General features: G+C 72.7%; 21 protein-coding genes. 13 read left to right on the plus strand and 8 right to left on the minus strand.

All coding sequences use genetic code 11. From position 1 onward, the window contains the following. Positions 1 to 89: 89 nt before the first annotated feature. The 3 genes from NI25_RS34595 to NI25_RS34605 form a co-directional block, all read right to left on the minus strand. A complete protein-coding gene (locus tag NI25_RS34595) occupies positions 90 to 2,249 on the minus strand; it encodes a SpoIIE family protein phosphatase (protein ID WP_061446246.1) in 2,160 nt (719 codons plus the stop codon). A 198-nt stretch (positions 2,250 to 2,447) separates the two neighbouring features. After that, entirely contained in the window at positions 2,448 to 3,626 is a 1,179-nt protein-coding gene (locus tag NI25_RS34600) for a polyketide synthase (RefSeq protein WP_107071952.1), read from the minus strand. A gap of 374 nt (positions 3,627 to 4,000) precedes the next feature. Continuing rightward, complete coding sequence (locus NI25_RS34605; protein ID WP_061446247.1) at positions 4,001 to 4,450, minus strand: DoxX family protein; 450 nt, start codon at positions 4,448 to 4,450, stop codon at positions 4,001 to 4,003. Between the two features lie 310 nt (positions 4,451 to 4,760). Between NI25_RS34605 and NI25_RS34610 the strand changes: the two genes are divergently transcribed. The 3 genes from NI25_RS34610 (at position 4,761) to NI25_RS34620 (ending at position 7,093) form a co-directional block, all read left to right on the plus strand. After that, on the plus strand, positions 4,761 to 5,483 hold the full coding sequence (locus NI25_RS34610; protein WP_061446248.1) for a lytic polysaccharide monooxygenase: 723 nt from the start codon (positions 4,761 to 4,763) through the stop codon (positions 5,481 to 5,483). A 150-nt stretch (positions 5,484 to 5,633) separates the two neighbouring features. Next, positions 5,634 to 6,065 carry an NfeD family protein gene (locus NI25_RS34615; RefSeq protein WP_061446249.1) on the plus strand — a complete coding sequence of 144 codons (432 nt, stop codon included), beginning with the start codon at positions 5,634 to 5,636 and terminating at the stop codon, positions 6,063 to 6,065. 2 nt (positions 6,066 to 6,067) lie between these two features. Then, positions 6,068 to 7,093 (plus strand): SPFH domain-containing protein, encoded by a 1,026-nt coding sequence (locus NI25_RS34620; RefSeq protein WP_030398960.1) that lies wholly within the window; start codon positions 6,068 to 6,070, stop codon positions 7,091 to 7,093. A 4-nt stretch (positions 7,094 to 7,097) separates the two neighbouring features. On the opposite strand, the gene NI25_RS34625 is transcribed toward NI25_RS34620, so the two are convergent. Further along, positions 7,098 to 8,030 (minus strand): DUF3152 domain-containing protein, encoded by a 933-nt coding sequence (locus NI25_RS34625; RefSeq protein WP_078884926.1) that lies wholly within the window; start codon positions 8,028 to 8,030, stop codon positions 7,098 to 7,100. A gap of 113 nt (positions 8,031 to 8,143) precedes the next feature. Between NI25_RS34625 and NI25_RS34630 the strand changes: the two genes are divergently transcribed. From NI25_RS34630 to NI25_RS34650, 5 genes are all read left to right on the plus strand, one after another. Continuing rightward, positions 8,144 to 8,833 carry a response regulator transcription factor gene (locus tag NI25_RS34630; protein ID WP_061446250.1) on the plus strand — a complete coding sequence of 230 codons (690 nt, stop codon included), beginning with the start codon at positions 8,144 to 8,146 and terminating at the stop codon, positions 8,831 to 8,833. An 11-nt stretch (positions 8,834 to 8,844) separates the two neighbouring features. Continuing rightward, positions 8,845 to 10,455 (plus strand): sensor histidine kinase, encoded by a 1,611-nt coding sequence (locus tag NI25_RS34635; RefSeq protein ID WP_233520804.1) that lies wholly within the window; start codon positions 8,845 to 8,847, stop codon positions 10,453 to 10,455. Next, entirely contained in the window at positions 10,452 to 11,165 is a 714-nt protein-coding gene (locus NI25_RS34640) for a hypothetical protein (protein WP_233520805.1), read from the plus strand. The genes NI25_RS34635 and NI25_RS34640 overlap by 4 nt, the downstream gene beginning before the upstream one ends. A gap of 66 nt (positions 11,166 to 11,231) precedes the next feature. Then, positions 11,232 to 12,953: a cytochrome c oxidase subunit I gene (ctaD, locus tag NI25_RS34645; RefSeq protein ID WP_061446251.1), complete on the plus strand. Its 1,722-nt coding sequence runs from the start codon at positions 11,232 to 11,234 to the stop codon at positions 12,951 to 12,953. Continuing rightward, complete coding sequence (locus tag NI25_RS34650; protein ID WP_061446252.1) at positions 12,950 to 13,360, plus strand: cytochrome c oxidase subunit 4; 411 nt, start codon at positions 12,950 to 12,952, stop codon at positions 13,358 to 13,360. Before ctaD ends, NI25_RS34650 begins: the two co-directional genes overlap by 4 nt. Here the strand turns inward: NI25_RS34650 and NI25_RS34655 are convergent. The 4 genes from NI25_RS34655 to NI25_RS34670 are packed head-to-tail and all read right to left on the minus strand — an operon-like array spanning position 13,336 to position 16,239. After that, positions 13,336 to 15,006 carry a cytochrome b gene (locus NI25_RS34655; protein WP_061447224.1) on the minus strand — a complete coding sequence of 557 codons (1,671 nt, stop codon included), beginning with the start codon at positions 15,004 to 15,006 and terminating at the stop codon, positions 13,336 to 13,338. The two genes, NI25_RS34650 and NI25_RS34655, sit on opposite strands and share 25 nt — an antisense overlap. 47 nt (positions 15,007 to 15,053) lie before the next feature. After that, entirely contained in the window at positions 15,054 to 15,404 is a 351-nt protein-coding gene (locus NI25_RS34660; protein WP_061446253.1) for a hypothetical protein, read from the minus strand. Between the two features lie 36 nt (positions 15,405 to 15,440). Beyond that, positions 15,441 to 15,797 carry a DUF6479 family protein gene (locus NI25_RS34665; protein ID WP_061446254.1) on the minus strand — a complete coding sequence of 119 codons (357 nt, stop codon included), beginning with the start codon at positions 15,795 to 15,797 and terminating at the stop codon, positions 15,441 to 15,443. Positions 15,798 to 15,834: 37 nt separating this feature from the next. Beyond that, positions 15,835 to 16,239, minus strand: coding sequence for a ChaB family protein (locus NI25_RS34670; RefSeq protein WP_061446255.1), 405 nt, complete (start codon positions 16,237 to 16,239; stop codon positions 15,835 to 15,837). Positions 16,240 to 16,394: 155 nt separating this feature from the next. Here NI25_RS34670 and NI25_RS34675 point away from each other — a divergent pair, with 155 nt between their 5' ends. From NI25_RS34675 to NI25_RS34695, 5 genes are all read left to right on the plus strand, one after another. After that, complete coding sequence (locus NI25_RS34675; RefSeq protein WP_061446256.1) at positions 16,395 to 16,772, plus strand: four-helix bundle copper-binding protein; 378 nt, start codon at positions 16,395 to 16,397, stop codon at positions 16,770 to 16,772. A gap of 39 nt (positions 16,773 to 16,811) precedes the next feature. Next, on the plus strand, positions 16,812 to 17,714 hold the full coding sequence (locus tag NI25_RS34680; RefSeq protein WP_061446257.1) for an oxygenase MpaB family protein: 903 nt from the start codon (positions 16,812 to 16,814) through the stop codon (positions 17,712 to 17,714). 20 nt (positions 17,715 to 17,734) lie between these two features. Then, entirely contained in the window at positions 17,735 to 20,080 is a 2,346-nt protein-coding gene (locus NI25_RS34685; RefSeq protein ID WP_061446258.1) for a serine/threonine-protein kinase, read from the plus strand. A gap of 91 nt (positions 20,081 to 20,171) precedes the next feature. Continuing rightward, a complete protein-coding gene (locus NI25_RS34690) occupies positions 20,172 to 21,752 on the plus strand; it encodes a phytoene desaturase family protein (protein ID WP_199561070.1) in 1,581 nt (526 codons plus the stop codon). 88 nt (positions 21,753 to 21,840) lie between these two features. Beyond that, positions 21,841 to 22,032 carry a DUF2795 domain-containing protein gene (locus NI25_RS34695; protein ID WP_061446259.1) on the plus strand — a complete coding sequence of 64 codons (192 nt, stop codon included), beginning with the start codon at positions 21,841 to 21,843 and terminating at the stop codon, positions 22,030 to 22,032. Positions 22,033 to 22,049 lie beyond the last annotated feature (17 nt).

The following is a 22,049-nucleotide window of genomic DNA, read 5'->3' on the forward strand; positions in this document are numbered from 1 at the left end:
GGGGCGCGCACTGGTGATCCTGCGCTTCGACGGACGCAGGCTCCCCGCGCCCGGTTCCCCGCGCTGCGCGGCAGGGCTCCCCGGGCGCGTCACCGTACGACCTCCGCCCAGACCACCTTGCCGGTCTCCGTCCAGCGCACCCCCCACCGGGAGGTGAGCCGGTGCACCACGTGCAGGCCGCGGCCACCGTCGTCGAGGAGCCCGGCCCGGCCCAGCCGCGGCCTGCCGTTGCCGGTGTCGCCGACCTCGCACAGCAGACCGGGGCCGGCCCTGATCAGCCGTACGGTGATGGGTCCGCGCGCGTGGCGGACCGCGTTGGTGACCAGCTCGCTGACCAGGAGCAGCACGCTGTCCCGGGTGCCGTCCCGGGTGCGCCACTGCCGAAGCAGCGCCAAGACCAGCGCGCGGGCCCGCGCGGCCGCGTCCTCGCGGGCCGGCAGCCGCCAGGTCGCCGTGTCGCCCTTGCGGTAGCCGATCAGGCGCGCGAGCAGCAGGCTCACGTCGTCGCGCCGGCGTTCCGGCATCACCTCGGAGACCACCCGCCGTGCGGCCTGCGGCAGCGCGTCCCAGGGGTGCACCGCGGCCACGGCCTGCGTCAGCCTGCCGATGCCCTCGTCGATCGGCACGGCCGGATCCTCCACGAGGCCGTCGGTGTACAGGGCCAGCAGGGAGCCCGGGGGAGCCGCGAACGTGTGCACGCCGAACGGCTCCCGCAGGGCGAACTCGGCACCCAGGCCGGGGTGCGGGTGGACCGCGAGAGGGCCGGCGTCTCCGTCCGGCGCCACCAGGATCGGCGGGAGGTGGCCCGCGTTGGACAACGCCAGCCGGTGGCTGACCGGGTCGTAGACCGCGATGCAGCAGGTCGACCCGAGGGCGCTGTAGCCGGCCGTCAGCCCGGACTCCGTGTCGTCCAGCAGCGTCACGGTCTCGTCCAGGTGCTCCAGCACCTCGTCGGGCGCGAGCCCCGCCGACAGCAGCGCGCGGGCCTCCATGCTCAACTGGCCCATGGTCGCCGCGGCTCCCAGACCGTGGCCGACGACGTCACCGACCACCAGCGCGGTACGTCCGTCGGGCAGCGGGAAGCTGTTCACCCAGTCACCGCCGACGCCCGCGCTGTCGGGCGTGGTGGGCTGGTAGACGCTGGCGGTCTGGACCGTGCCGCCGCCGGACCGCGGCAGCAGCCGCCGTTGCAGAGCCAGGACCTGCGTGTGTTCGCGCTGGTGCTGGCGGGCCAGGTCCACGTGGTGGGAGGTCCTGGCCACCAGTTCCTGCAGGTCGAACAGCTCGCTGTCGGCGAAGGGGCGGTCCGCCCGCCGCCAGACCTCCGCCACGCCCAGGACCACGGGCGGATCGCCCTCCAGGACCAGCGGTACGCACGCCACCCCCGCCGAACGCTCCCCGGGCACCAGGGCGCGTACCAGCCGCGGGCTTCCGAGCACGCGCTCGATCGCCTCACGGTCGGGGATGACGATGGACTGCGGGGCGTCGGCACGCCGTATCGCCTGCGCCAGCAGACGGCTGGCGTCGCCGGGGAGATCTTCGCCCAGGGTGACGTAGCCCTCGGGCCACGCCCGGTCCGGCACCAGGGCCGCCCGCCGCAGCCGGATGCGGTCCTGCGCCCGCTCGGTGACCCCCTCGCCCGTCCACACGGCGAAGTCGAGATCGACGGCCGCCACGTCTCCCCAGGCCAGCAGGGACTCCGCGAGCGACTGCGCGGTCTCGCCGATGTCCAGCGAGGTGCCGATCGCGGTCTCGGCGGCGTACAGGTGCAGCCTCCTGGCCATGGCGATCACGGAGACGGTCAGGCCCTCCCGGGGAGCCGCCGCGGGCAGGATGCTCATCGAGACCACCAGCTCCGACCCGTCCGCCCGCCGCAGGCGCTGCACCCGGGCGACGTGTGCCTCACCGGTCTCCAGGACCTGCCGCAACCGCCGGGTGACCGTCGGTACGTCCCCCTGCGGCAGCAGATCGACGAACGGACTCCCGATCGCGGCGTCCAGTCCCGCGAAGACGGGGGCGTCGAGATTGCGGTGGGTGACTCTCAGCTCCCGGTCGAGATTGACCGCGCCCAGGATCTGCTCCTGGGGGCCCGCTGCCGGAAGGTCGTGCTCCGCCGGGTGTCCGGCGGGGTCGGCCTGCGCCGCGGCAGGGTCGGGACCCGACGCCTGGCCACGCGGGATGTAGCGCCCCAGGGCGCTGCTGACCAGGTCGAACGGAGACGAGGACGAAGAGGGGGGTGTGGAGTCCATGCGGCTCCCTCAGCTCGCTCGCCAACCCCGGCACAGTGCCGGGGCCGTACCCGAACCCGTGCGGAAGGGCCCCGAGTACCCCGACCGCACACCCCATTCAATAACACCGGCGGACGCTTCGCCCACACCAAGGGCACCCGGCGAACACCGACAGTGACGGAGCAACCGTCGGCCGGCGCTCCCGTTGCGGCCTCCGCCCTACAGCCACTCCCCTTCCAGAGCGGTGGCCGTCAGGCCGGGCGCCGCCGCGTACAGCACGGCACGGCTGCCCGCCTCCTGCCCGGCGTCGTGCGCCCGGCGCAGGATGTCGAAGACGGCGGCGCCCCCGCGGTTGCCGGTGGTGTAGCTGTCCCGGCTGTACCGCAGGAGTCCCGACGGCCACTCGGCGGGCATCGTCTGCTCCATGTACTCCAGCACCCGGGTACCGCCCGGGTGCGCGAGCAGCACGTCGGGGTGCCAGGCGGCGGGGTCGTCCTCGTAGCGGACGCGGAGCCACTGCCACATCGCGGTGACCGTGTCCTGCACCGCCCGCGGCCCGCGCCGGTCCATCACGAAGTGGGTGCCGTCCGCCCGCGTCTCCAGGCGGTGCAGGTCCTGCGTGCCCGGCAGGGTGTGGTGCCAGGAGGCGTCCAGCCGGAGCACCGACTCGGGCCTCGGGCGGCCCGTGACCACCGCGGCGACCGCGGTGTCCGCGAACAGCAGCCGGACGATCAGGGACTCCAGGGTGTCGTCCGCGGGCTGGTAGGTCGTACTCAGCGCCTCGGAGATCACGACCAGGACCACCCGGTCGGGGTCCGCCGCCACCAGGTCCGCCGCCAGTGCCAGGGAACGGGTCCCGGCCACGCAGGCCCACTGCGTGGCGGGCAGCAGCATGGTGTCGCCGCGCAGCGGGAGCCGGTTGGCCAGGGCGACGTCCAGTCCGGGCAGTGCCGGGGTGGTGGAATTGCTGGTGATCAGGCAGTCGACGTCCGCGACGTCCAGGCCGGCGATCTGCAGGGCCCCGCGCGCCGCCCGCTCGCCGTAGGACTGCACGGCATCCCAGGCCGGGGCGGTGCGCTCCTGCACGGTCTGCGGTGCGGGCACCGCGTCGAGAGCGGCGATCACACGGTCGGCGTCCTGCTCGGTGAATCCCTCGCGGACCAGCGCCTCCCGGGCGGGACCGGCGGACCCCGGACCGCCCCCGCTGCCGGGCGCGACGGCGGCCTCCAGGGGAAGCATCCAGCCGCGGGTCTCGATGCCCGTACTGGCCGCGATGCCGTCGACCCGCGGCGCCCAGGCCGCGTCCGGGTGCCGACCGTGCACTTCCGCCACGATCTCTTCGGTCTTCACGGAGTGCTCGCCGTGTATCACGGCGGGAGCGCACAGGTATGCGGCCACGATCGGCACCTTTCTACGGAGGCTGCGAGGGAAGGGGCGGCGCACGCCTGGGCACGTTGGCGACCAAGTCGACGCCGCAGCACACCACTTCCGGCGGCTACGAGCGGCCGCTGCTCCTTCGAGCATGCGGGCGAAAGGGGCATTTGCGCAGTGACTCACGCAACTTGGGTGGCTTCGGGATACGTGAGACGGCGCACACACCGAGGTCCGGCTCAGTGTGTGCGCCGTCGGGGCCGGCCGGGGCCGGCTTGCTGCGCGCCGAGCCGGTGAGGTGCCGTGACGGGGTCAGGACGAGGGCGACCCTGCGGTGGCGGGGAACTGCTCGCGGCCGCGCGTGGACGATGGTGCTCTCGGGGTGGCCGTCGGATGACGGCTCAGGCGGACGTCGGCGTGTCCGCGGGCAGCGACCCCGACCGGTCCTCGTCCCTCCGGCGGGGGCGGAGGCGGGAGGCCAGGCTCCAGCGGCCCGGTCCGACGGCTGCGACCAGGAGGAAGGACCAGCAGAACATGGCCGCGGACTCCCCGCCGTTCTCGATGGGGAAGAGCCCGTCGGGCTGGTGCTCGACGAAGTAGGCATACGCCATGGACCCGGAGCACAGGACGGCCGCGGTGCGGGTCGCGAGACCGCACAGGACCAGTGTGCCGCCGACGAGTTGCACCACGGCGGCCCACCAGCCGGGCCATGCCGCGAAGCCGGGGGCGGGTCCGTGCGGTCCGCCCAGGACGTCGAACAGGGTGGCGACTCCGTGGCAGGCGAACAGCAGGCCTACGACGATGCGGAAGAGCGCGATCACGTGCTCCCTGCGTTTCTCCAACGCTTCCAACGGTGGTGCTCCTTTCTCGCGCAACGACCGCAGGCGAAGCGGGCGGCCGGTGGGGATGGCGCGCAGCACGGGGCAGGGCCCGACGGCGTCCCGAGGGAGGGGGGAGACGCGCGGCCCATTCGACTTTTAACCATCACGGCGAGTCTTGTCTAGACCAATAGCGCGACGACTTGCGCTCGAGGACCTCTCGCCAAGTCCGCACCGGCGGAAGTCGGTTGATGTTGTGCGGGCCCTTGACCGGACGGGCTTCGCCGCTATGGTCTAGACCTGAACTCGTCAGGTCTAGACCTGTATCCGAAAGGGGCACGAGATGCGCACCAAGAGACGGGTGGCCTTCGCGGTCGGGGCGCTGGTCGCTCCGCTGCTCGCGGTCAGCCTTCCGGCGAGCACCGCCAACGCCCACGGCTGGGTGACCTCGCCCGGCAGCCGGCAGGACCAGTGCGCCGCGGGGATCGTCGACTGCGGCCAGATCAAGTACGAGCCCCAGAGCGTCGAGGGCCCCAAGGGCCTGAAGAGCTGCAGCGGCGGGAACAGCCAGTTCGCCGAGCTCGACGACGACGGCAAGGGCTGGCGCGTCACCCCGGTCGGCACGACGCACACCTTCACGTGGCACCACACGGCGCGGCACGCCACCGCCAACTGGCAGTACTTCATCGGAAACCAGAAGATCGCCGAATTCGACGGTCACGGTGCGCAGCCCGCCCCTGACGTGAGTCACCAGGTGAACTTCGGCGGCTTCACCGGCCGTCAGAAGGTACTGGCCGTCTGGAACGTGGCGGACACCGGCAACGCGTTCTACTCCTGCATCGACGTCAACATCGGCGGCACCGGTGGCGGCGACGGGGGCGGCGACGGCGACCCGGATGCCTGCGACGCGCCGCTGTGGAGCGCCGGCAGCGTCTACGGCGGCGGGGACACCGTCTCCTACGGCGGCCACACCTGGCGCGCCAAGTGGTGGGTGACGGGCGAGGAGCCCGGCACCACCGGTGAGTGGGGTGTCTGGGAAGACCTCGGAGCCTGTGCGGCCGCCTGACCTCCCGGCCGTGTGACCGCGGTGGGCCGGCACCCGCCCCGAGCGAGGCGCGTGCCGGCCCCCGCCGGCGCACTGACGATCCACGGTGACGAACGGGTCCGCTTTTCCTGAAAGCCGGTAAAATAATTCAAAAGCGGAAAGGGGGCCGCAATGGATCCGTGGCTGATCTGGTTGATCGTTTCCGCCGTTCTGATCGTGGCGGAGATCTTCACCCTGACCGCCGCACTCGGAATGCTCGGAGCGGCCGCGCTGATCACCTCCGCGTCCGCGGCGGCCGGCCTTTCCACTCCCTTTCAGTTCCTGGTGTTCACGGTCGTCTCCGCGGTCACCCTTCTCTTTCTGCGCCCCGTCGCGGTGCGCCACCTCCACCAGCCCCAGACCGAGCGGTTCGGCGTGGACGCCCTGGTCGGCCAGGCCGCCTACGTCGTTTCCGACGTGACGGGGAGGGAGGGCAGGGTCCGTATAGGCGGCGAGGAATGGACGGCCCGTTCCTACGACGAGACGCTGGTGATTCCCCGGGGTGCGACCGTCGACGTTCTGGAGATCAGCGGCACCACCGCATTCGTCTATCCCCGGGAGTGACCATGGAAGCCTCGGCGTTCCTCATCGCCGGTGTGATCGTCGCGCTTCTCGCCGTTTTCACCGTGGTGCGGGCGGTGCGCATCGTGCCGCAGGCCCGAGCCCGCAACGTCGAACGGCTCGGCCGCTACCACCGCACCCTGAAACCCGGACTCAGCGTGGTCATCCCGTACATCGACCGCGTCTATCCGGTGATCGACCTGCGCGAACAGGTCGTCTCCTTCAAACCGCAACCCGTCATCACCGAGGACAACCTCGTCGTCGAGATCGACACCGTCCTGTACTTCCAGGTCACCGACCCGCGCGCGGCCTTCTACGAGATCGCGAACTTCCTCCAGGCCGTCGAGCAGCTCACCGTCACGACCTTGCGCAACGTCGTGGGATCCATGGACCTGGAGAAGACCCTCACCTCGCGCGACACCATCAACAGCCAGCTGCGCGGTGTGCTCGACGAGGCCACCGGCAAGTGGGGACTGCGGGTGAACCGGGTGGAGATCAAGGCGATCGACCCGCCGCAGTCCATCAAGGACGCCATGCAGAAGCAGATGCGGGCCGAGCGGGACAAGCGGGCCGCGATCCTGGGCGCGGAAGGGCAGCGCCAGTCGCAGATCCTCACCGCCGAGGGCGACAAGCAGGCCGCCGTCCTGCGCGCCGAGGGCAACCGCACCGCGGAGATCCTCAAGGCGGAGGGCCAGTCCCGGGCCATCGACGAGGTCTTCCAGGCCGTCCACCGCAACGACCCCGACCCCAAGCTGCTGGCCTACCAGTACCTCCAGGTGCTGCCCCAACTGGCACAGGGCTCCGGCAGCACCTTCTGGGTCATCCCCAGCGAGGTCACCTCCGCGCTCCAGGGAGTGTCCCGCGCCTTCACCGAAGCACTGCCGCAGTCGCCGGCCACCCGCGAACACCCGTCGGACGACGGGGCCGCCCAGGCCGCCAGCGACACGGCGCAGGCCGCGGAGGCCGCCGCCCAGGCGCTCGCCGACGCGGCCAGGGCCAATGGCGTGCCCCCCGAGGGCCACGCCGCGTGAGCACTCAGCCGACGGCCGGCCCCGTGATCGGCCGGCCGTCGGCGTCGTAGGGCCAGACATTCGTCCGGCAGCCGTGCAGGCCCTTGATCTGCTGCATCATCACCGGCGCCGGACGTCCCGCCCCGGGGCACCCCTCGTGGCCGTGGCCGAGGAAGTGCCCGACCTCGTGGTTGATGATCAGCGCCCGGTACGACGTCACGTCGTCCGCGTAGTACTGCGTCGCCAGCAGCCACCGCTTGAGGTTGACCATGACGTCCTGGCCCACGTTGCAGTTGACCTCGCCGCCGGTGTCCAGGCCGTACTGGCCGCATATGTCGTCCACCGTGCCCGCCGTGGCGAGCCGCACCCGGAAGTCGGACGAGCCGCCCGACACCCGCCGGAAGCCCACCTTCCCGTCGGCCGTCCAGCCCCGTTCGTCGGCGAGGATGCGCTCGACCTCGGTGGCGACGTCCCGCGCCGGGATGCCGATGCCGTCCTCGACCTGCACCACATAGGTCAGCGTCCGCGCGCTGCCGCCGACCCGGTCGCCGCCGCCGTCGGCGGTGGCGAAGGTTCCGGGCCCGGACGACGGTATCGAGTCGGGGTCCGGCCTCTCACCCGCCCTCTTCCCACCACCCGCGTCGGCGTCCTTCTCCCCTTGCTTCTCCTTCTCGTCCTTCTCCTTCTCGGGCTCGGGCGTGGGGGAGTCCTTCCGCGCCGCTCGCGGCCCACCGGTCTCCGTCACCGAGGACGCATCGGCCGAGCCGGTGGAGTGGCCGGCGGATTCCGTGCCCCCCTTGAGCGCCAGACCGCCGGCGAGCACCAGGACGGCGCCGGCCGCGAGCCCCGGCCACAGCAGGCGGGGCCGACCGCCCCGTCGGCGGCGGGCACGGCCGCCGCGGCGTCGGCGGCCGGCGGCGGAGGACGGTGGAGGAGTCGGTCGACGGCGCTCGTTCATGATCACAAAGCGTGCCCCGGGCGTGTGATCGCGCGGGGACGCCTTTTGGACCGCTGTGTAACAGCCGTCACCCGCACGCGGACTCACGCCCGCGCACGCGCATACTGAGGTCCATGCCACGGGTCCTGATCATCGAAGACGACCGCGCCGTCCGGGACGGCCTTCTTCTGGCCCTGCGCCGGCAGGGGCACGAGGTCGCCGCCGCCGCGACGGGCGAGGACGGTCTGGAACAGCTGCGGACGTTCCGGCCCGAGGCCGTGGTCCTCGACCTGATGCTGCCGGGCATGTCCGGCCTGGAGGTGTGCCGCCGCATCCGCGCCCACGACCAGCTGCCGATCATCATGGCCACCGCCCGCGGTGACGACACCGACATCGTGGTCGGGCTGGAGTCCGGAGCCGACGACTACGTGGTCAAACCGGTGCGCGCCCGCGTACTGGACGCACGCATACGCGCCGTGCTCCGCCGCGTGGGCAGCGCCTCCGACGACCAGGGCACCCCGCGCACCGAGCACCACGGCGACCTGGTCATCGACCGCGCCGGACTGACCGTCACCCACCAGGGACGGCCGGTCGCCCTCGGTCCCTCCGAACTGCGGCTGCTGCTCACCCTGTCCGCCTCCGCCGGGCAGGTGTTCAGCCGCCAGCAGCTCCTGGAGGCCGTGTGGGAGCACAACTACCACGGGGACGCGCGGCTCGTGGACGCCTGCGTCAAGCGACTGCGGTCCAAGATCGGCGAACCCCCGGGCAGCCCGCGCTACGTCCACACCGTGCGCGGCTTCGGCTACCGGTTCGGCCCCAGGTGAGGGTTCCGCGGGTGCTGCGGGCGCTGGTGGGGCTGCGCCTGCGGCTGGTGGTGGCCTTCACCCTCGTCGCCGTCGTGGCCACGGTGACCACCGGCGCGCTGACCTTCCGTGAGGCGCGGACCGGGGTCCTGCAGCAGAGCCAGGACACGGTGATCGAGGACTTCCGGCACCGCGTCAACACCCTCGTCCCCAACTACCGGTTCCCGCCCGAGCCGGCCGACCTGCAGGCCTTCGCCGACGACGTCTCCAGGGGCGGGCGGTCCCAGCCGTGGCGGGTGCTGGTCGCCTACCGGGACACGAGCGCGACCTCCGTCCCCGGAGACTCCTTCGGCGAACTGTCCCCGGCGATGCGCGAGTCCGTGCGCTCCCGCCGGGCCACCGTGTTCCAGCGCGTGTCCCACGACGGCCACTCCTCGCTGGTGGTGGGCATGCCCGTCACCTTCGCCGGCCAGTACAGCACCGAGCGGGGCGCTTCCGGCCTGGAGGTCTACCTCACGGTGCCGCAGCAGGAAGAGCAGGGCTACGTCGACGCGCTGGTCGCCGCGATCGAACGCGCCACCGTGCCGGCGCTGGTCCTGGCCGTCCTGATCGCGCTCCTCGCCGCTCGCGGCGTCCTGCGGCCGGTGCGGGCGCTGCGCCGGGCGACCCGCAGCATCGCCGAGGGCCGCCTGGACACGCGGCTCGCCGTGCAGGGCTCCGACGAACTCGCGGATCTGTCCCGCACCTTCAACGAGACCGCGGCGGCGCTGGAGGTCTCGGTGGCGGAACTGCGGCGCATGGAGGCCGGCGCCCGGCGCTTCGCCGCGGACGTCTCCCACGAACTGCGCACGCCGCTGGCGGCGATGTCGGCGGTCACGGACGTGCTGGACGAGGACGCGGCGGGCCTGGACGACGACACCGCGACGGCCGTGCGCCTCATCAGCACGGAGACCACGAAGCTGGCCGCTCTCGTGGACGACCTGATGGAGATCTCCCGGTTCGACGCGGGGGCGGCCGCCCTGCACCTCGACGAGATCGACCTCGCCGAGTCGCTGCGACGCACGCTCGCCACCCGCGGCTGGCAGGACACCGTGGAGACCGGCCTGCCGGGCCCGGGGGAACTGCGCGGCCGGGTCGACCCGCGACGTCTCGACGTGATCGTGGCGAATCTCGTCGCCAACGCCCTGAGACACGGCGCGCCCCCGGTCCGCCTGGACCTCCGTGTCCAGGACGGTCCGGACGCCGGGAGGCAGGCGGTCGTCACGGTCCGCGACGGCGGGGACGGCATCCCCGAAAGCGTCCTGCCCCATGTCTTCGACCGCTTCTACAAGTCGGACGACGCCCGCGCCCGGAGCGAGGGCAGCGGCCTCGGGCTGGCCATCGCGGCAGAGAACGTACGCCTGCACGACGGCACCGTCCGAGCCGCCAACCACCCGGACGGCGGCGCCGTCTTCACCGTCCTCCTCCCCTTGCGCCCGGACAGCACGGACACCCCGGCCCCGGACCCGGACCTGACTCCGGCCTCGGGCCCGGCCTCGGATCCGGACCCCGTTCAGGGCCCGGACCCGCACGGGGAGTCGAACCCGAAGGCGGAGCCGGGCCCCGGCGTGCGCGTGGACTCGGTGACGGAGGTGCGGAAATGAAGGCGTCGGCTCGACCGGCTGCGACGGTCACCGCCCCGCGCACGCGGCCGCTCGGCGGCCGGGCCGGCCGAAGCACCCTGCGCGCGCTCCCCGTTCTGCTGGCCGCGCTGCTCCCGCTCTCCGCCTGCGGCATCCCGGAGACCGGAGTGGTCGAGGCGGGCGAACCCGCGACCGGAGTCCTGCAGCCGGGCGTCACGGCGGCGCCGTCGGAGAGCGCACCCGAAGCGGTGCCCCTCGTCAAGGTCCCGCTCTACTTCGTCGAGGACGGAGCCCTGACGGCGGTCTCCCGCACCGTGGCGGGCTCGACCGACCTCGGCAGCACCGTCCTCATGCTGTTCAAGGGACCGGACGCCGAGGAGCGGCAGAGAGGGCTGACGACCGAGCTGCCGCCCGCCGCCGTGGCCCCCACCATCCGCACCGACGGCACGGTGGTCAACGTCCAGCTGCTACGGACCGCCGCGAGCCTCAGCGACACGGCCGTCGACCAACTGGCCTGCACGGTCGCCGTCGCCCGGCTGCGGCAGGACCCGGCGCTGGGCAGCGCACAGGTGACCGTCGAGCAGCCCGGCGGCCGACTCGCCGGCCGTTCCAGCGACGACTGCCCGGCCGGCGCGCCCCGCGAGCCGGACGGTCCGGCCGGGACCGCCGCCGCCCCGAGAACCGCCGCGCCCCCCGGGACCGGCGGAAGCGTGGGCGGAACCGGCGGCTGACGACCCACCGAGAACCCCGCGTGCGCCGGGTGGCCCATCCGCCGGACGCCCGGCCGGGACCACGGCGTGGTCGTACGTCTGAGCCCACGACCCCTGGGTACTCTCCGCCGCATGGCGGTGGACAGAAGGACCGGGCCGCCGCGCCGGACACCGGCTCGGCAGCGGACGAACCGCACGCTCGGGCGGGTGCTGGTGCGGTGGGCGACCACGACCGATCACAAGGTGATCGGCCGGCTCTACTTGGCGACGTCGTTCGGCTTCTTCGTCTTCGCCGGCGTCCTGGCCATGCTGATGCGCAGTGAACTCGCCCGTCCAGGACTGCAGTTGTTCAGCAGTCAGCAGTACAACCAGCTGTTCACCGTGCACGGCACCATCATGATGCTGCTGTTCGCGACCCCGCTGTTCGCCGGGTTCACCAACGCCATCATGCCCCTGCAGATCGGCGCCCCCGACCTGGCCCTGCCGCGGCTGAACGCGCTGTCGTACTGGATGTACCTGTTCGGCGGCCTGATGGTGGTGGCGGGCTTCCTGACGCCCGGGGGAGCGGCCTCGTTCGGCTGGTTCGCCTACGCGCCGCTGAACAACGCGACCTTCAGCCCGGGGCCGGGCGGCGACCTGTGGACCATGGGCCTGGTGGTGAGCGGCTTGTCGACCACGCTCAGCGCCGTCAACTTCATCACCACCATCATCTGCCTGCGCGCTCCCGGCATGACCATGTTCCGGATGCCGATCTTCACCTGGAACATCCTGTTCACCTCGATCCTGGTGCTGCCCGCCTTCCCCGTGCTCACCGCCGCGCTGCTGATGCTCGAAGCCGACCGGAAGTTCGGCGCGCACGTCTTCGACGCGGCGAGCGGCGGGGCGCTGCTGTGGCAGCACCTGTTCTGGTTCTTCGGCCATCCCGAGGTGTACATCGTCGCGCTGCCGTTCTTCGGCATCGTCACCGAGATCATCCCGGTCTTCAGCCGCAAGCCCGTCTTCGGCTACGTCAGCCTGGTCGGCGCCACCATCGCCATCACCTTTCTCTCCGCGGTGGTGTGGGCCCACCACATGTTCGCCACGGGCGCCGTGCTGCTCCCCTTCTTCTCCCTCATGTCGTTCCTCATCGCCGTACCGACCGGGGTGAAGTTCTTCAACTGGATCGGCACGATGATGCACGGCTCACTGTCCTTCGAGACACCCATGCTGTGGGCCTGCGGGTTCCTGGTGACCTTTCTGCTCGGCGGCATGAGCGGCGTCCTCATCGCCTCGCCGCCCCTGGACTTCCACCTGACGGACTCGTACTTCATCGTCGCGCACCTGCACTACGTGCTGTTCGGCACCGTCGTCTTCGCGATGTTCGCCGGCTTCTACTTCTGGTGGCCCAAGTTCACCGGCAAAATGCTCGACGAACGCATCGGGAAGATTCACTTCTGGACGCTCTTCACCGGGTTCCAGACCACGTTCCTCGTCCAGCACTGGCTCGGCGAGCAGGGCATGCCGCGGCGCTACGCCGACTACCTGGCCGCGGACGGCTTCACCACGCTCAACACCATCAGCTCCATCGGCGCCTTCCTCCTCGGCCTGTCCACGCTGCCGTTCCTGTACAACGTGTGGCACACCCACCACTACGGGAAAAAGGTCGAGCAGGACGACCCCTGGGGCTACGGCCGTTCCCTCGAATGGGCCACCAGCAGCCCGCCGCCGCGCCACAACTTCACGTCGCTGCCCCGGATCCGCTCCGAGTCCCCGGCGTTCGACCTCCACCACCCCGACATCACCCGACACGACCAGAGGCATGTCCAGTGAGGACCGAATTCCGTCTGTTCACCGGTGTGGCGGTCTTCTTCGGCGGCGAAGCCGCCCTCTACGGCTGGTGGTCGCGCGAGCCCGCCGGCACGGCCGCGCTCGTCATCGCCTTCCTGATGGCCTCGCTCATCGCGTTCTTCCTGCGCGTGCAGTACCGCAAGCGGGGCCTGCGGGCGCAGGACCGCGGTGAGGGAGAGGTCGTCGACACCGTGGGCCCGCTGGACTTCTTCCCGCCGCACAGCCCCTGGCCGATCACCATCGCGCTGGCCGCCGTGGTGCTCGCGTTCGGCATCGTCTTCGGCCTGTGGCTGGCGCTGATCGGCTTCGGCCTGCTCGCCATGGGGGTCTGCGGAATGGTCTTCCAGTACGCCGACCGGGGCGTTCAGCGCTCCGACTCGCCCGAGTAGACCTCGGGCCCGGAAGCCGCCGCGTCGCGCGCGGCCTCGAGTGCCGACCCCGGCCCCCGCTCCGTTCCCTGCTCGGGCTCCTCGACGTCGACCCGGTCGTCGTAGTACCAGCCGCTGAGCGTCGCCCGCAGCCGTCCCACGTGCGGTGACTCGCCCTCCTTGGGCGACGCCGCGAGCGGCTCGGGTTCCTGACGGGCCCGCAGCACGTAGCGCTCCTCCGGGTCGAGGGGGCCGTGACGCTCGGCGTAGCCGCCGGCGAGCGTCTGGTACACCTCGCCCGTCTCCTCGCCCTCGGTCAGACGCTCGCGGTCGTGCTCCTGCAGCGCCAGGCAGATCCGCTTGGTCGCGACGAACGCGAGCGGCGGCGCCACCACGAGGGAGACCCGGAAGATCCAGGTCAGCAGGTTCAGCGAGATGTCGAACGTGTGGGCGAGGATGTCGTTGCCGCCGGCCAGGAGCAGCACTCCGTAGAACACGATGGCCGCGACGCCCAGCCCGGTCCGTACCGGCTTGTCCCGGGGCCGGTCGCACAGATGGTGCTCCTCGTGGTCGCCGGTCACCCAGCGCTCGAAGAACGGGTAGGCGTACAGCACCGCGAACAGGGCGCCCGGCAGCAGGACCGCGGGCACCAGGACGTTCCACATGACGGTGTGGCCCGCCACCGCCGTCTCGAACGGCGGCATCAGCCGCAGCGATCCCTCCAGGAACCCGACGTACCAGTCCGGCTGCGAGCCCGTGGAGATGATGTCGGGGCGGTAGGGGCCGTACGTCCAGATCGGATTGATCTGCGCCACCGCCGCCAGCACGGTCAGGACGCCGAAGACCATGAAGAACAGACCGGAGGAGTTCGTCATGAAGTGGGGGAACATCGGCTTGCCCACCGCGTTGCGGTTGGTGCGCCCGCGGCCCGCCCACTGGGTGTGCTTGAGGTAGAACACCAGGATCAGGTGGAGCGTGACCAGCGCCAGCAGCAGCCCGGGCAGCAGCAGGATGTGCAGCGAGTACAGCCGCGGCACGATGTCCTCGCCGGGATACTGGCCCCCGAACACGAACATGCTGATGTACGTCCCCACGACCGGGATGGACAGCATGATGCCCTGGGCGATGCGCAGCCCCGTCCCCGACAGCAGGTCGTCGGGGAGGGAGTATCCGGCGAAGCCCTCGACGAGGGCCAGCATGAACAGCGTGACGCCGATCAGCCAGTTGACCTCACGCGGCCGGCGGAACGCCCCCGTGAAGAAGATCCGCAGCAGATGCACCCCGATGGCGGACAGGAACACCAACGCCGCCCAGTGGTGCACCTGCCGGATCAACAGCCCGCCGCGCACGTCGAAACTGATGTCCACCGTCGAGCGGTAGGCCTCCGACATGCTCACCCCCAGCAGGGGCTCGTACGAGCCGTCGTAGACGACCTCCGTCATCGAGGGCTTGAAGAAGAGCGTCAGCCAGACCCCGGTCAGCAGCAGCACGACGAAGCTGTACAGGGCGATCTCGCCCAGCAGGAACGACCAGTGCTCGGGGAAGGCCTTGCGCAGCAGCCCCCCGCCCTCGGAGACGGGGAGCCGCCCGTCGGCCCAGTCGACGGTGCGTTCGGCCGCGTGGCGGGCCCGCGCACCGGCACGGGCCCTTCTCCTCTGCAACAACAGCACGGCGCATGGGTTCCCCGCGGCCCGTGCCGGAAACTACGCCCCGGCTAGGTTCGGTCACCCTTCGGCTTGCCCCGCTGGTCCGGGGTGCCGTGCGGGGGCGGGGAGAACGGCTGCGGAGAGGTCGCGGGCGACACCGGGGAGCCCGTCCGGCCCGCGCCCTGCTCGGGCCGGACGGCGCCCGGGTCGCCGGAGGAGGGCTCGGCGCCGGAGCGCAACTGCTCCAGACGGGTCGACAGCACCTCCGTGGCCGGGACCCGGTCGGCGTGCGACCGCTCGTAGGCCAGCAGTTTCTCCACCTCGTCCGCGCCCAGTGACCGGATCCGGCTCTCCAGTCCACCGATCGGCAGATGGTCGTAGTCGGGCAACGGCAGGTCGTTGCGAGCGGGGTCCGCCATGGTTCTCACTTCCCTGTGTACGACACCGTGCGCCGGTCAGCGTCCGCCCGGGCCACCGCTGCCGAAGGAGCCGCTGCTGCCCTCGTCCCAGCGGGGCCGTTGCTGATCGGACGCCGTACGGCTGCCCTGGTGCCCGAGTTCGTGCGGCAGTGTGCGTGCGTCGCTGAGCGGCATCTCGTTCGGTTCCCGGCGTTCCCGCGTCTCGTGGACGGCCCCCTCGTCGGGCAGACGGGGCTGCTCGTCGGCCGTCGGCGGCGGGGGCTCGCGGCGCTTTTGCCGGCTGCCGAACGCGAACGCGCCGATCAGTACACCCACCACCACGACGGCCGCGACGATCAGCCAGACGGGGAAACCGCCGGAGCCCGCGGCCAGGTCCATCCATGCGTTGGTCATGGAGCGCGGGTACCCGCAGCCCCCGGCACCAACCCGCTCACCCCGACCGCGACGCCCGCGTCCGCGAGCGGTTGGCCTTCCTGATCGCTTCGAGCAGGTCCGCCTTCGACATCTTCGACCGGCCCTCGACACCCAGGCGCCGGGCGACGCCGTACAGGTGTTCCTTCGAGGCCTTCTCGTCGACGCCCTCGCCGCTGCGCCCGCCCCGTCCGCGGGGCCGCCCCGACCGGGGGTCGGAGGGGCCCTTGCGGCCGCCCTCCTTGCGCTCCCAGTGGTCCCCGACCTTCTCGAACTTGTGCTTGAGCGCCCCGTACGCCACCCGGTGGGCCCGCTCGCCCTCGCCGTACTCCTCGACGGCGGAGCCGTGGGCCTTGATCCAGGTGCGCCGGGCCTCCTGCGGGGAGCGCTCCAGGGTCGACGGCAGTTCCTGTCGTCCCGGCATGTCCGTGCACCTCCGTGCGTCTTCGGCCGCGTCACCCCCACCGGTCGCGGGGGCGGTCCACGGGTCCCCTGCGACCCACCCGGAAAACGGCCCGGAGCCCCTGGTGCCGCGGGGCCCGGCGGTTTGGCGGCGGCGCCGGCGGCAACCCGGCCGGTGTGACATCGACGACGACTTCCCAGCAGGAACTGTTCCGCTTCCTCGAGGACCGCTTCGCGTGCGCGCAGGCGTGCACCGAGTGCGCCCGGGCCTGTGCCCTGCGGGCGAGCCTCGTGGATCCGGACGGGACCGAGAACCAGGAGCTCGTGCGGCGCAAGGGCATCATGTGCGCGGAGGTCTGCGACGCGACCTGCCGGGTCCTGTCCGAACAGAACCAGGTGGACGAGGCCGCCATCCGCGCCCAACTGGAGTGGTGCCGCCAGGTGTGCCTGGAGAGTGCCCACGTCTTCGACGGCCACCCGGGCGCCGAGGAGAGCGCGAAGGCCTGCCGCGACTGCGCCCGCGCCTGCGGAGAGTTCCTGGCCACCCTGCGCTGAGGCCTGGGAGCGGGACCCGCGCCGCGTTAGCCTGCCCGTATGGCGGCGACGCGGACCGGCGGCGATCCGGGGCTCTTCGGCCCGGACTCCGTGACCTGGCAGGCGCACGGCGATCCGATGATGTGGGTGGCCGGGATCCGCGCCCTCTACCTCCAGGCCCTGCACCCGCGCGCCGTGCGCGGCGTGATGCAGAACAGCGACTTCCGGCGCGACGCCTGGGGCCGCCTCATGCGCACCGCGGGTTTCGTCGGCACCACCACGTACGGCACCACCGAGGCCGCCGAGCGGGCCGGCGCCCGGGTACGGAAGATCCACCGCATGCTCGGTGCCACCGACCCCGACACGGGCGAGCGCTACGGCGTCGACGAACCCGCCCTGCTGCTGTGGGTGCACTGCGCCGAGATCGGCTCCTACCTGCACGTCCTCGGCCGCTCCGGCTTCCCGCTCACCGCCGCCCACGCCGACCGCTACCTCGCCGAACACCGGCACAGCGCCCGCCTCGTCGGCCTGGACCCCGGGTCCGTGCCCGCGAACCGTGCCGAACTGGCCGCCTACTTCGCGCGCGTACGGCCCGAACTGGCCGCCGGGCCGGAGGCACACGAGGTCGACGACTTCCTGTGCCGCCCGCCCACGCACCCCCTCCTGGTCCCGGCGCGCGAGCTGCTGTGGCGGCGGGTCGCCCGTCTCGCGTACGACTCCCTGCCGCCGTACGCGCACGAGCTCTACGGCCGACCGGCGCCCCCGCCCGCCACCGTCACCCGCCGGCTCCGCGCCACCGGCACCGTGCTGCGCGCGATCCCCGCCCGGCTGCGCTGGCAACTGCCGCCCAGGCACATCCTGCGGGCCATGGACCGGCTCGGCCCGGCCGCCCGCCCGGCGCCATACAAAATCGGACGACAAGCGGCCATACTGGACCCGCCAGGGGAGGGCGCGGCGGACTGAACCACGGGGGCGGCGAAGTCATGGGGGACAGCACGCTGATCCAGGGCCGGTACCGGCTGCTCGAGAGGATCGGGCGCGGCGGCATGGGCGAGGTGTGGCGGGCGCGGGACGAGTCACTGGGCCGTCGCATAGCCGTCAAGTGCCTCAAACCACTGGGCACGCAGCACGACCAGTCCTTCACCCGCGTCCTGCGGGAGCGGTTCCGGCGCGAGGCGCGGGTGGCCGCCGCGCTCCAGCACCGGGGGGTGACCGTCGTCCACGACTTCGGCGAGTGGGACGGCGTGCTCTTCCTGGTCATGGAGCTGCTGGAGGGGCACGACCTGAGCCGGCTCCTGGAGGACAACAAGGGCCATCCACTGCCGGTCCCCGACGTCGTCGACATCGCCGAGCAGGTCGCCGCCGCGCTCGCCTACACCCACGATCAGGGCATCGTCCACCGCGACCTCAAACCCGCGAACATCGTGCGGACCGCCGACGGCACCGTGAAGATCTGCGACTTCGGCATCGCCCGGCTCGGTCACGACGCGGGATTCACCGCCCGGCTCACCGGCACCGGCATCGCCATGGGCACCCCGCACTACATGTCGCCCGAACAGATCGGCGGCGACGAGGTCGACCGGCGCAGCGACCTGTACTCCCTGGGCTGCGTGCTCTACGAGATCGCCACCGGTGCCCCGCCCTTCGACCTCGACGACGCCTGGGCGATCCTCGTCGGCCACCGCGACACCGAACCCGCACCACCGCGCACCCACCGCGCCGAACTACCCGCCTACCTGGACCGGATCATCCTGGACCTGCTGGCCAAACGGCCCGAGCAGCGCCCCGACGACGCCCGTGAACTGGCCCGCCGGATCGGCGCCGGACGCGTGGGACGGGCGCCCGCGCCGGCTCCGGCGACGGCCCGGACGCCGGCGCGTGAGCAGGTCGCGGGCCGCCGCGCCGGACTGCCCTCCTGGACCCGCACCATGACCACCGGACCCAAGGCGGCCGGCACGGGCCCGCGCGCCACACCCCCGGACCCCGCGGCGGGCCTGTCCGGCGAGTGGATCCCGCGTCCCGCCGAGAGCCCGGCGGCCGGTGACCGGACCGCCGATTCCCCGGCCTGTGCGAACCGGGGCGCCGGTGACCGCGGCGCCGGAGAGCGGACCTCCGGTGACCGTGGTGCCGGAGAGCGGACCGCCGAGAACCGGCCGGCCGGACCCGTCCCGGCCGGACGGACGGCCCCGGTGCACGAGGCCGTCGTCAGGCTGGCCGGACGCCACAAGGCGGGGCTGAGCCTGGGCCGGCTCGGCCGCTGGGCGGAGGCGGGCGAGGTGCACCGGGCGGTCGCCGCCGAACGCGAGCGCCTGCTCGGCCCCGAGCACCCCGACACGCTCGCCAGCCGCTACGAGGCCGCCTTCGTCCTCGGCCGCACCGGTCGCGCCGCCGACGCGCTGCGCGCGTACAAGGGCGTCGCCGAGGCGAGGATCAGGATGCTGGGAGCCGACCACGCCGACACCCTCGCCGTCCGCCAGGAGATGGCCTACACCCTGGGCCGGCTGGGCCGGTACGCCGACGCCCACCAGGTGTACGCGTCGGTCCTGGCCGCCCGCGAACGCACGATGGGGCCCGACCATCCCGACACCCTGCGCTGCCGCCACAACCTGGCCTTCAACCTCGGGCGGCTCGGCCGTACCGAGGAAGCCCACCGGACGGCCCGCGAGGTGGCCGCGGCCCGGGCCCGCGTACTCGGCCCCGAGCATCCCGACACCCTCGTCACCCGCTACGAGATCGCCTACGAACTCGGGCGGCTGGACCGCTGGCAGGAGGCCCTGGCGACCTACCGCGAGGTGGCCGCCGCCCGCGCGAGAGCGCTCGGCCCGGACCACCCCGACACCCTCGCCGCCCGCTACGAGACCGGCATCGCCCTGGGCCGCCTCGGCCGCTGCGCCGAAGCGCTGACCGTGTACGCCGAGCTGATCGACGACCGGACGCGCTCCCAGGGCGCCGACCACCCCGAGACCCTGCGGGCCCGGCACGGCCTGGGCGTCAACCTGGGCAGGCTGGGCCGCTGGGGGGAGGCCCTCGCCGAGGCCCGCGAGGTCCGCGCGATCCGTGACCGCGTCCTCGGCCCGGACCACCCGGACACCCTGGTCAGCCGCCGCGAGGTCGCCGTCGCCCTGGGCTGGCTGGGCCGCTGGTCCGCCGCCCTCACCGAGTACCGCCTGGTCGCCGCGGCCCGCGAACGGCTCCTCGGCCCCGACCACCCCGGCACCCTCGTCGCCCGCGACGACGAGGCCCACTGCCTGGAACAACTCGGCCGCGCCGCCGAGGCCAGGGAGCTGTACGGCAGGGTCGCGGGGCTGCGCGGGGCGGCGGCGCACTGAGGCGGAACGCGGCCCAGGACGCCGGCGCCGGCTCCCGGCGGTGACCGACGGCGGGCTGGCCGCCCCCGACGGGCCCGTGTTACCAAGAGCCATGACGACCCCGCCCCGCACCGCGCGCACCTCCCGCACCTACGACGCCGTCATCGTCGGCGGCGGCCACAACGGGCTGGTCGCCGCCGCCTACGTGGCCCGGGCCGGCCGCTCGGTGCTGGTGCTCGAACGGCTGGACCACACCGGCGGAGCGGCCGTGTCCACGCGTCCGTTCGCCGGGGTCGACGCGCGGCTGTCGCGCTACTCGTACCTGGTCAGCCTGCTGCCCAGGAAGATCGTGCGGGACCTGGGCCTGGACTTCCGGGTGCGCACCCGTACCGTCTCCTCGTACACGCCCGTCGAGCGCGCCGGGCGGCCCACCGGGCTCCTCGTCGGCGGGGGCGAGCGGCGCACGCGCGAGTCCTTCGCCCGGCTCACCGGCTCCGACCGGGAGTACGCGGCCTGGCAGCGGTTCTACGCCATGACCGGCCGCGTGGCCCAGCGGGTCTTCCCGACCCTCACCGAACCGCTGCCCACCCGGGACGAACTGCGCCGCAGGGTCGACGACGACGCGGCCTGGCGGGCCTTGTTCGAGGAACCGGTCGGCGTCGTGATCGAGGAGCACTTCGCCGACGACCTGGTCCGGGGAGTCGTCCTCACCGACGCACTGATCGGCACCTTCGCCGACGCCCACGACCCTTCCCTGGTCCAGAACCGCTGCTTCCTCTACCACGTGATCGGCGGCGGCACCGGCGCCTGGGACGTGCCGGTCGGCGGCATGGGCGCCCTCACCGACGCGCTGGCCGACGCGGCCCGGGCCGCCGGCGCCGTGCTCGCCACCGGACACGAGGCGGTACGGATCGAGGCCGACGGGCGGACGGCCGAGGTCACCCACCGCTCGGCCGACGGCGAGTACGTGAGTGCCGCCCGCCACGTCCTGGTCAACGCCTCCCCGCGGGAGCTGGCCGCGCTCACCGGTCAGGCGCCGCCCCCGCCCGCCGAGGGCGCCCAGCTCAAGGTGAACATGCTGCTGACCCGGCTCCCGCGGCTGCGCGACCCCGAGGCCGACCCGCGCGAGGCCTTCGCCGGGACCTTCCACATCGCCGAGGGCTACGGGCAACTGGCCGCCGCGCACGCCCGGGCGGCCGCCGGCGAACTGCCCGACGCGCCGCCCTCCGAGATCTACTGCCACTCGCTGACCGACCCCACGATCCTCGGCCCCGGCCTGGCCGCGAAGGGCATGCACACCCTCACCCTGTTCGGCCTGCACACACCCGCCCGCCTCTTCGCCCGGGACAACGACGCCGTACGCGACGAACTGCTGAAGTCGACCCTCGCCCAGCTCGACGCCCACCTCGCCGAGCCCCTCGCGGACTGCCTGGCGACCGACGCCGACGGGCGGCCCTGCATCGAGGCCAGGTCGCCCCTCGACCTCGACCGCGACCTGCGCCTGCCCGGCGGGAACATCTTCCACCGCGAACTGTCCTGGCCCCACGCCCAGGAGGGCACCGGCCACTGGGGCGTGGAGACCGACCGGGCCAACGTCCTGCTGTGCGGCGCGGGCGCCGTGCGCGGGGGAGGGGTGAGCGGGGTGCCGGGGCACAACGCGGCGATGGCGGTGCTGGAGGGGACCGGGAGCTGACGGTCGCGCGCGCATGCCCGCGACGGGGAGGGGTACCGCGACATAGCGGACATACCGTACGCGAAACCCGCACGACAAGGAGCCCGTCATGGCGGACCTCAGCCCCATCGACCTGCAGAAGGCCCTCAACGGCATGGACTACCCGGCCGACAAGAAGTCGCTCGTCGACTGCGCCCGCAAGAACAAGGCCGACGACAAGGTCGTGAGCCGTCTCGACGGACTGAAGGAGAACAGCTTCGACGGTCCGAACGAGGTGCAGAAGGCCGTCTTCAACGGCTAGCGGCCCCGCGCGGCCCG

Source organism: Streptomyces sp. CCM_MD2014, from assembly GCF_000772045.1.
Classification (GTDB): domain Bacteria; phylum Actinomycetota; class Actinomycetes; order Streptomycetales; family Streptomycetaceae; genus Streptomyces; species Streptomyces salinarius.

Excerpts from the sequence above, each read along its gene's own strand:
- NI25_RS34695 (WP_061446259.1), top strand. The coding sequence starts at position 21,841 with ATGGCGGACCTCAGCCCCATCGACCTGCAGAAGGCCCTCAACGGCATG.
- NI25_RS34680 (WP_061446257.1), top strand. The coding sequence starts at position 16,812 with ATGGCGGCGACGCGGACCGGCGGCGATCCGGGGCTCTTCGGCCCGGAC.
- NI25_RS34595 (WP_061446246.1), bottom strand. The coding sequence starts at position 2,249 with ATGGACTCCACACCCCCCTCTTCGTCCTCGTCTCCGTTCGACCTGGTC.
- NI25_RS34690 (WP_199561070.1), top strand. The coding sequence starts at position 20,172 with ATGACGACCCCGCCCCGCACCGCGCGCACCTCCCGCACCTACGACGCC.
- NI25_RS34685 (WP_061446258.1), top strand. The coding sequence starts at position 17,735 with ATGGGGGACAGCACGCTGATCCAGGGCCGGTACCGGCTGCTCGAGAGG.
- NI25_RS34620 (WP_030398960.1), top strand. The coding sequence starts at position 6,068 with ATGGAAGCCTCGGCGTTCCTCATCGCCGGTGTGATCGTCGCGCTTCTC.
- NI25_RS34660 (WP_061446253.1), bottom strand. The coding sequence starts at position 15,404 with ATGGCGGACCCCGCTCGCAACGACCTGCCGTTGCCCGACTACGACCAT.
- NI25_RS34630 (WP_061446250.1), top strand. The coding sequence starts at position 8,144 with ATGCCACGGGTCCTGATCATCGAAGACGACCGCGCCGTCCGGGACGGC.
- NI25_RS34610 (WP_061446248.1), top strand. The coding sequence starts at position 4,761 with ATGCGCACCAAGAGACGGGTGGCCTTCGCGGTCGGGGCGCTGGTCGCT.
- NI25_RS34665 (WP_061446254.1), bottom strand. The coding sequence starts at position 15,797 with ATGACCAACGCATGGATGGACCTGGCCGCGGGCTCCGGCGGTTTCCCC.
- NI25_RS34670 (WP_061446255.1), bottom strand. The coding sequence starts at position 16,239 with ATGCCGGGACGACAGGAACTGCCGTCGACCCTGGAGCGCTCCCCGCAG.
- NI25_RS34640 (WP_233520805.1), top strand. The coding sequence starts at position 10,452 with ATGAAGGCGTCGGCTCGACCGGCTGCGACGGTCACCGCCCCGCGCACG.
- NI25_RS34615 (WP_061446249.1), top strand. The coding sequence starts at position 5,634 with ATGGATCCGTGGCTGATCTGGTTGATCGTTTCCGCCGTTCTGATCGTG.
- NI25_RS34625 (WP_078884926.1), bottom strand. The coding sequence starts at position 8,030 with ATGAACGAGCGCCGTCGACCGACTCCTCCACCGTCCTCCGCCGCCGGC.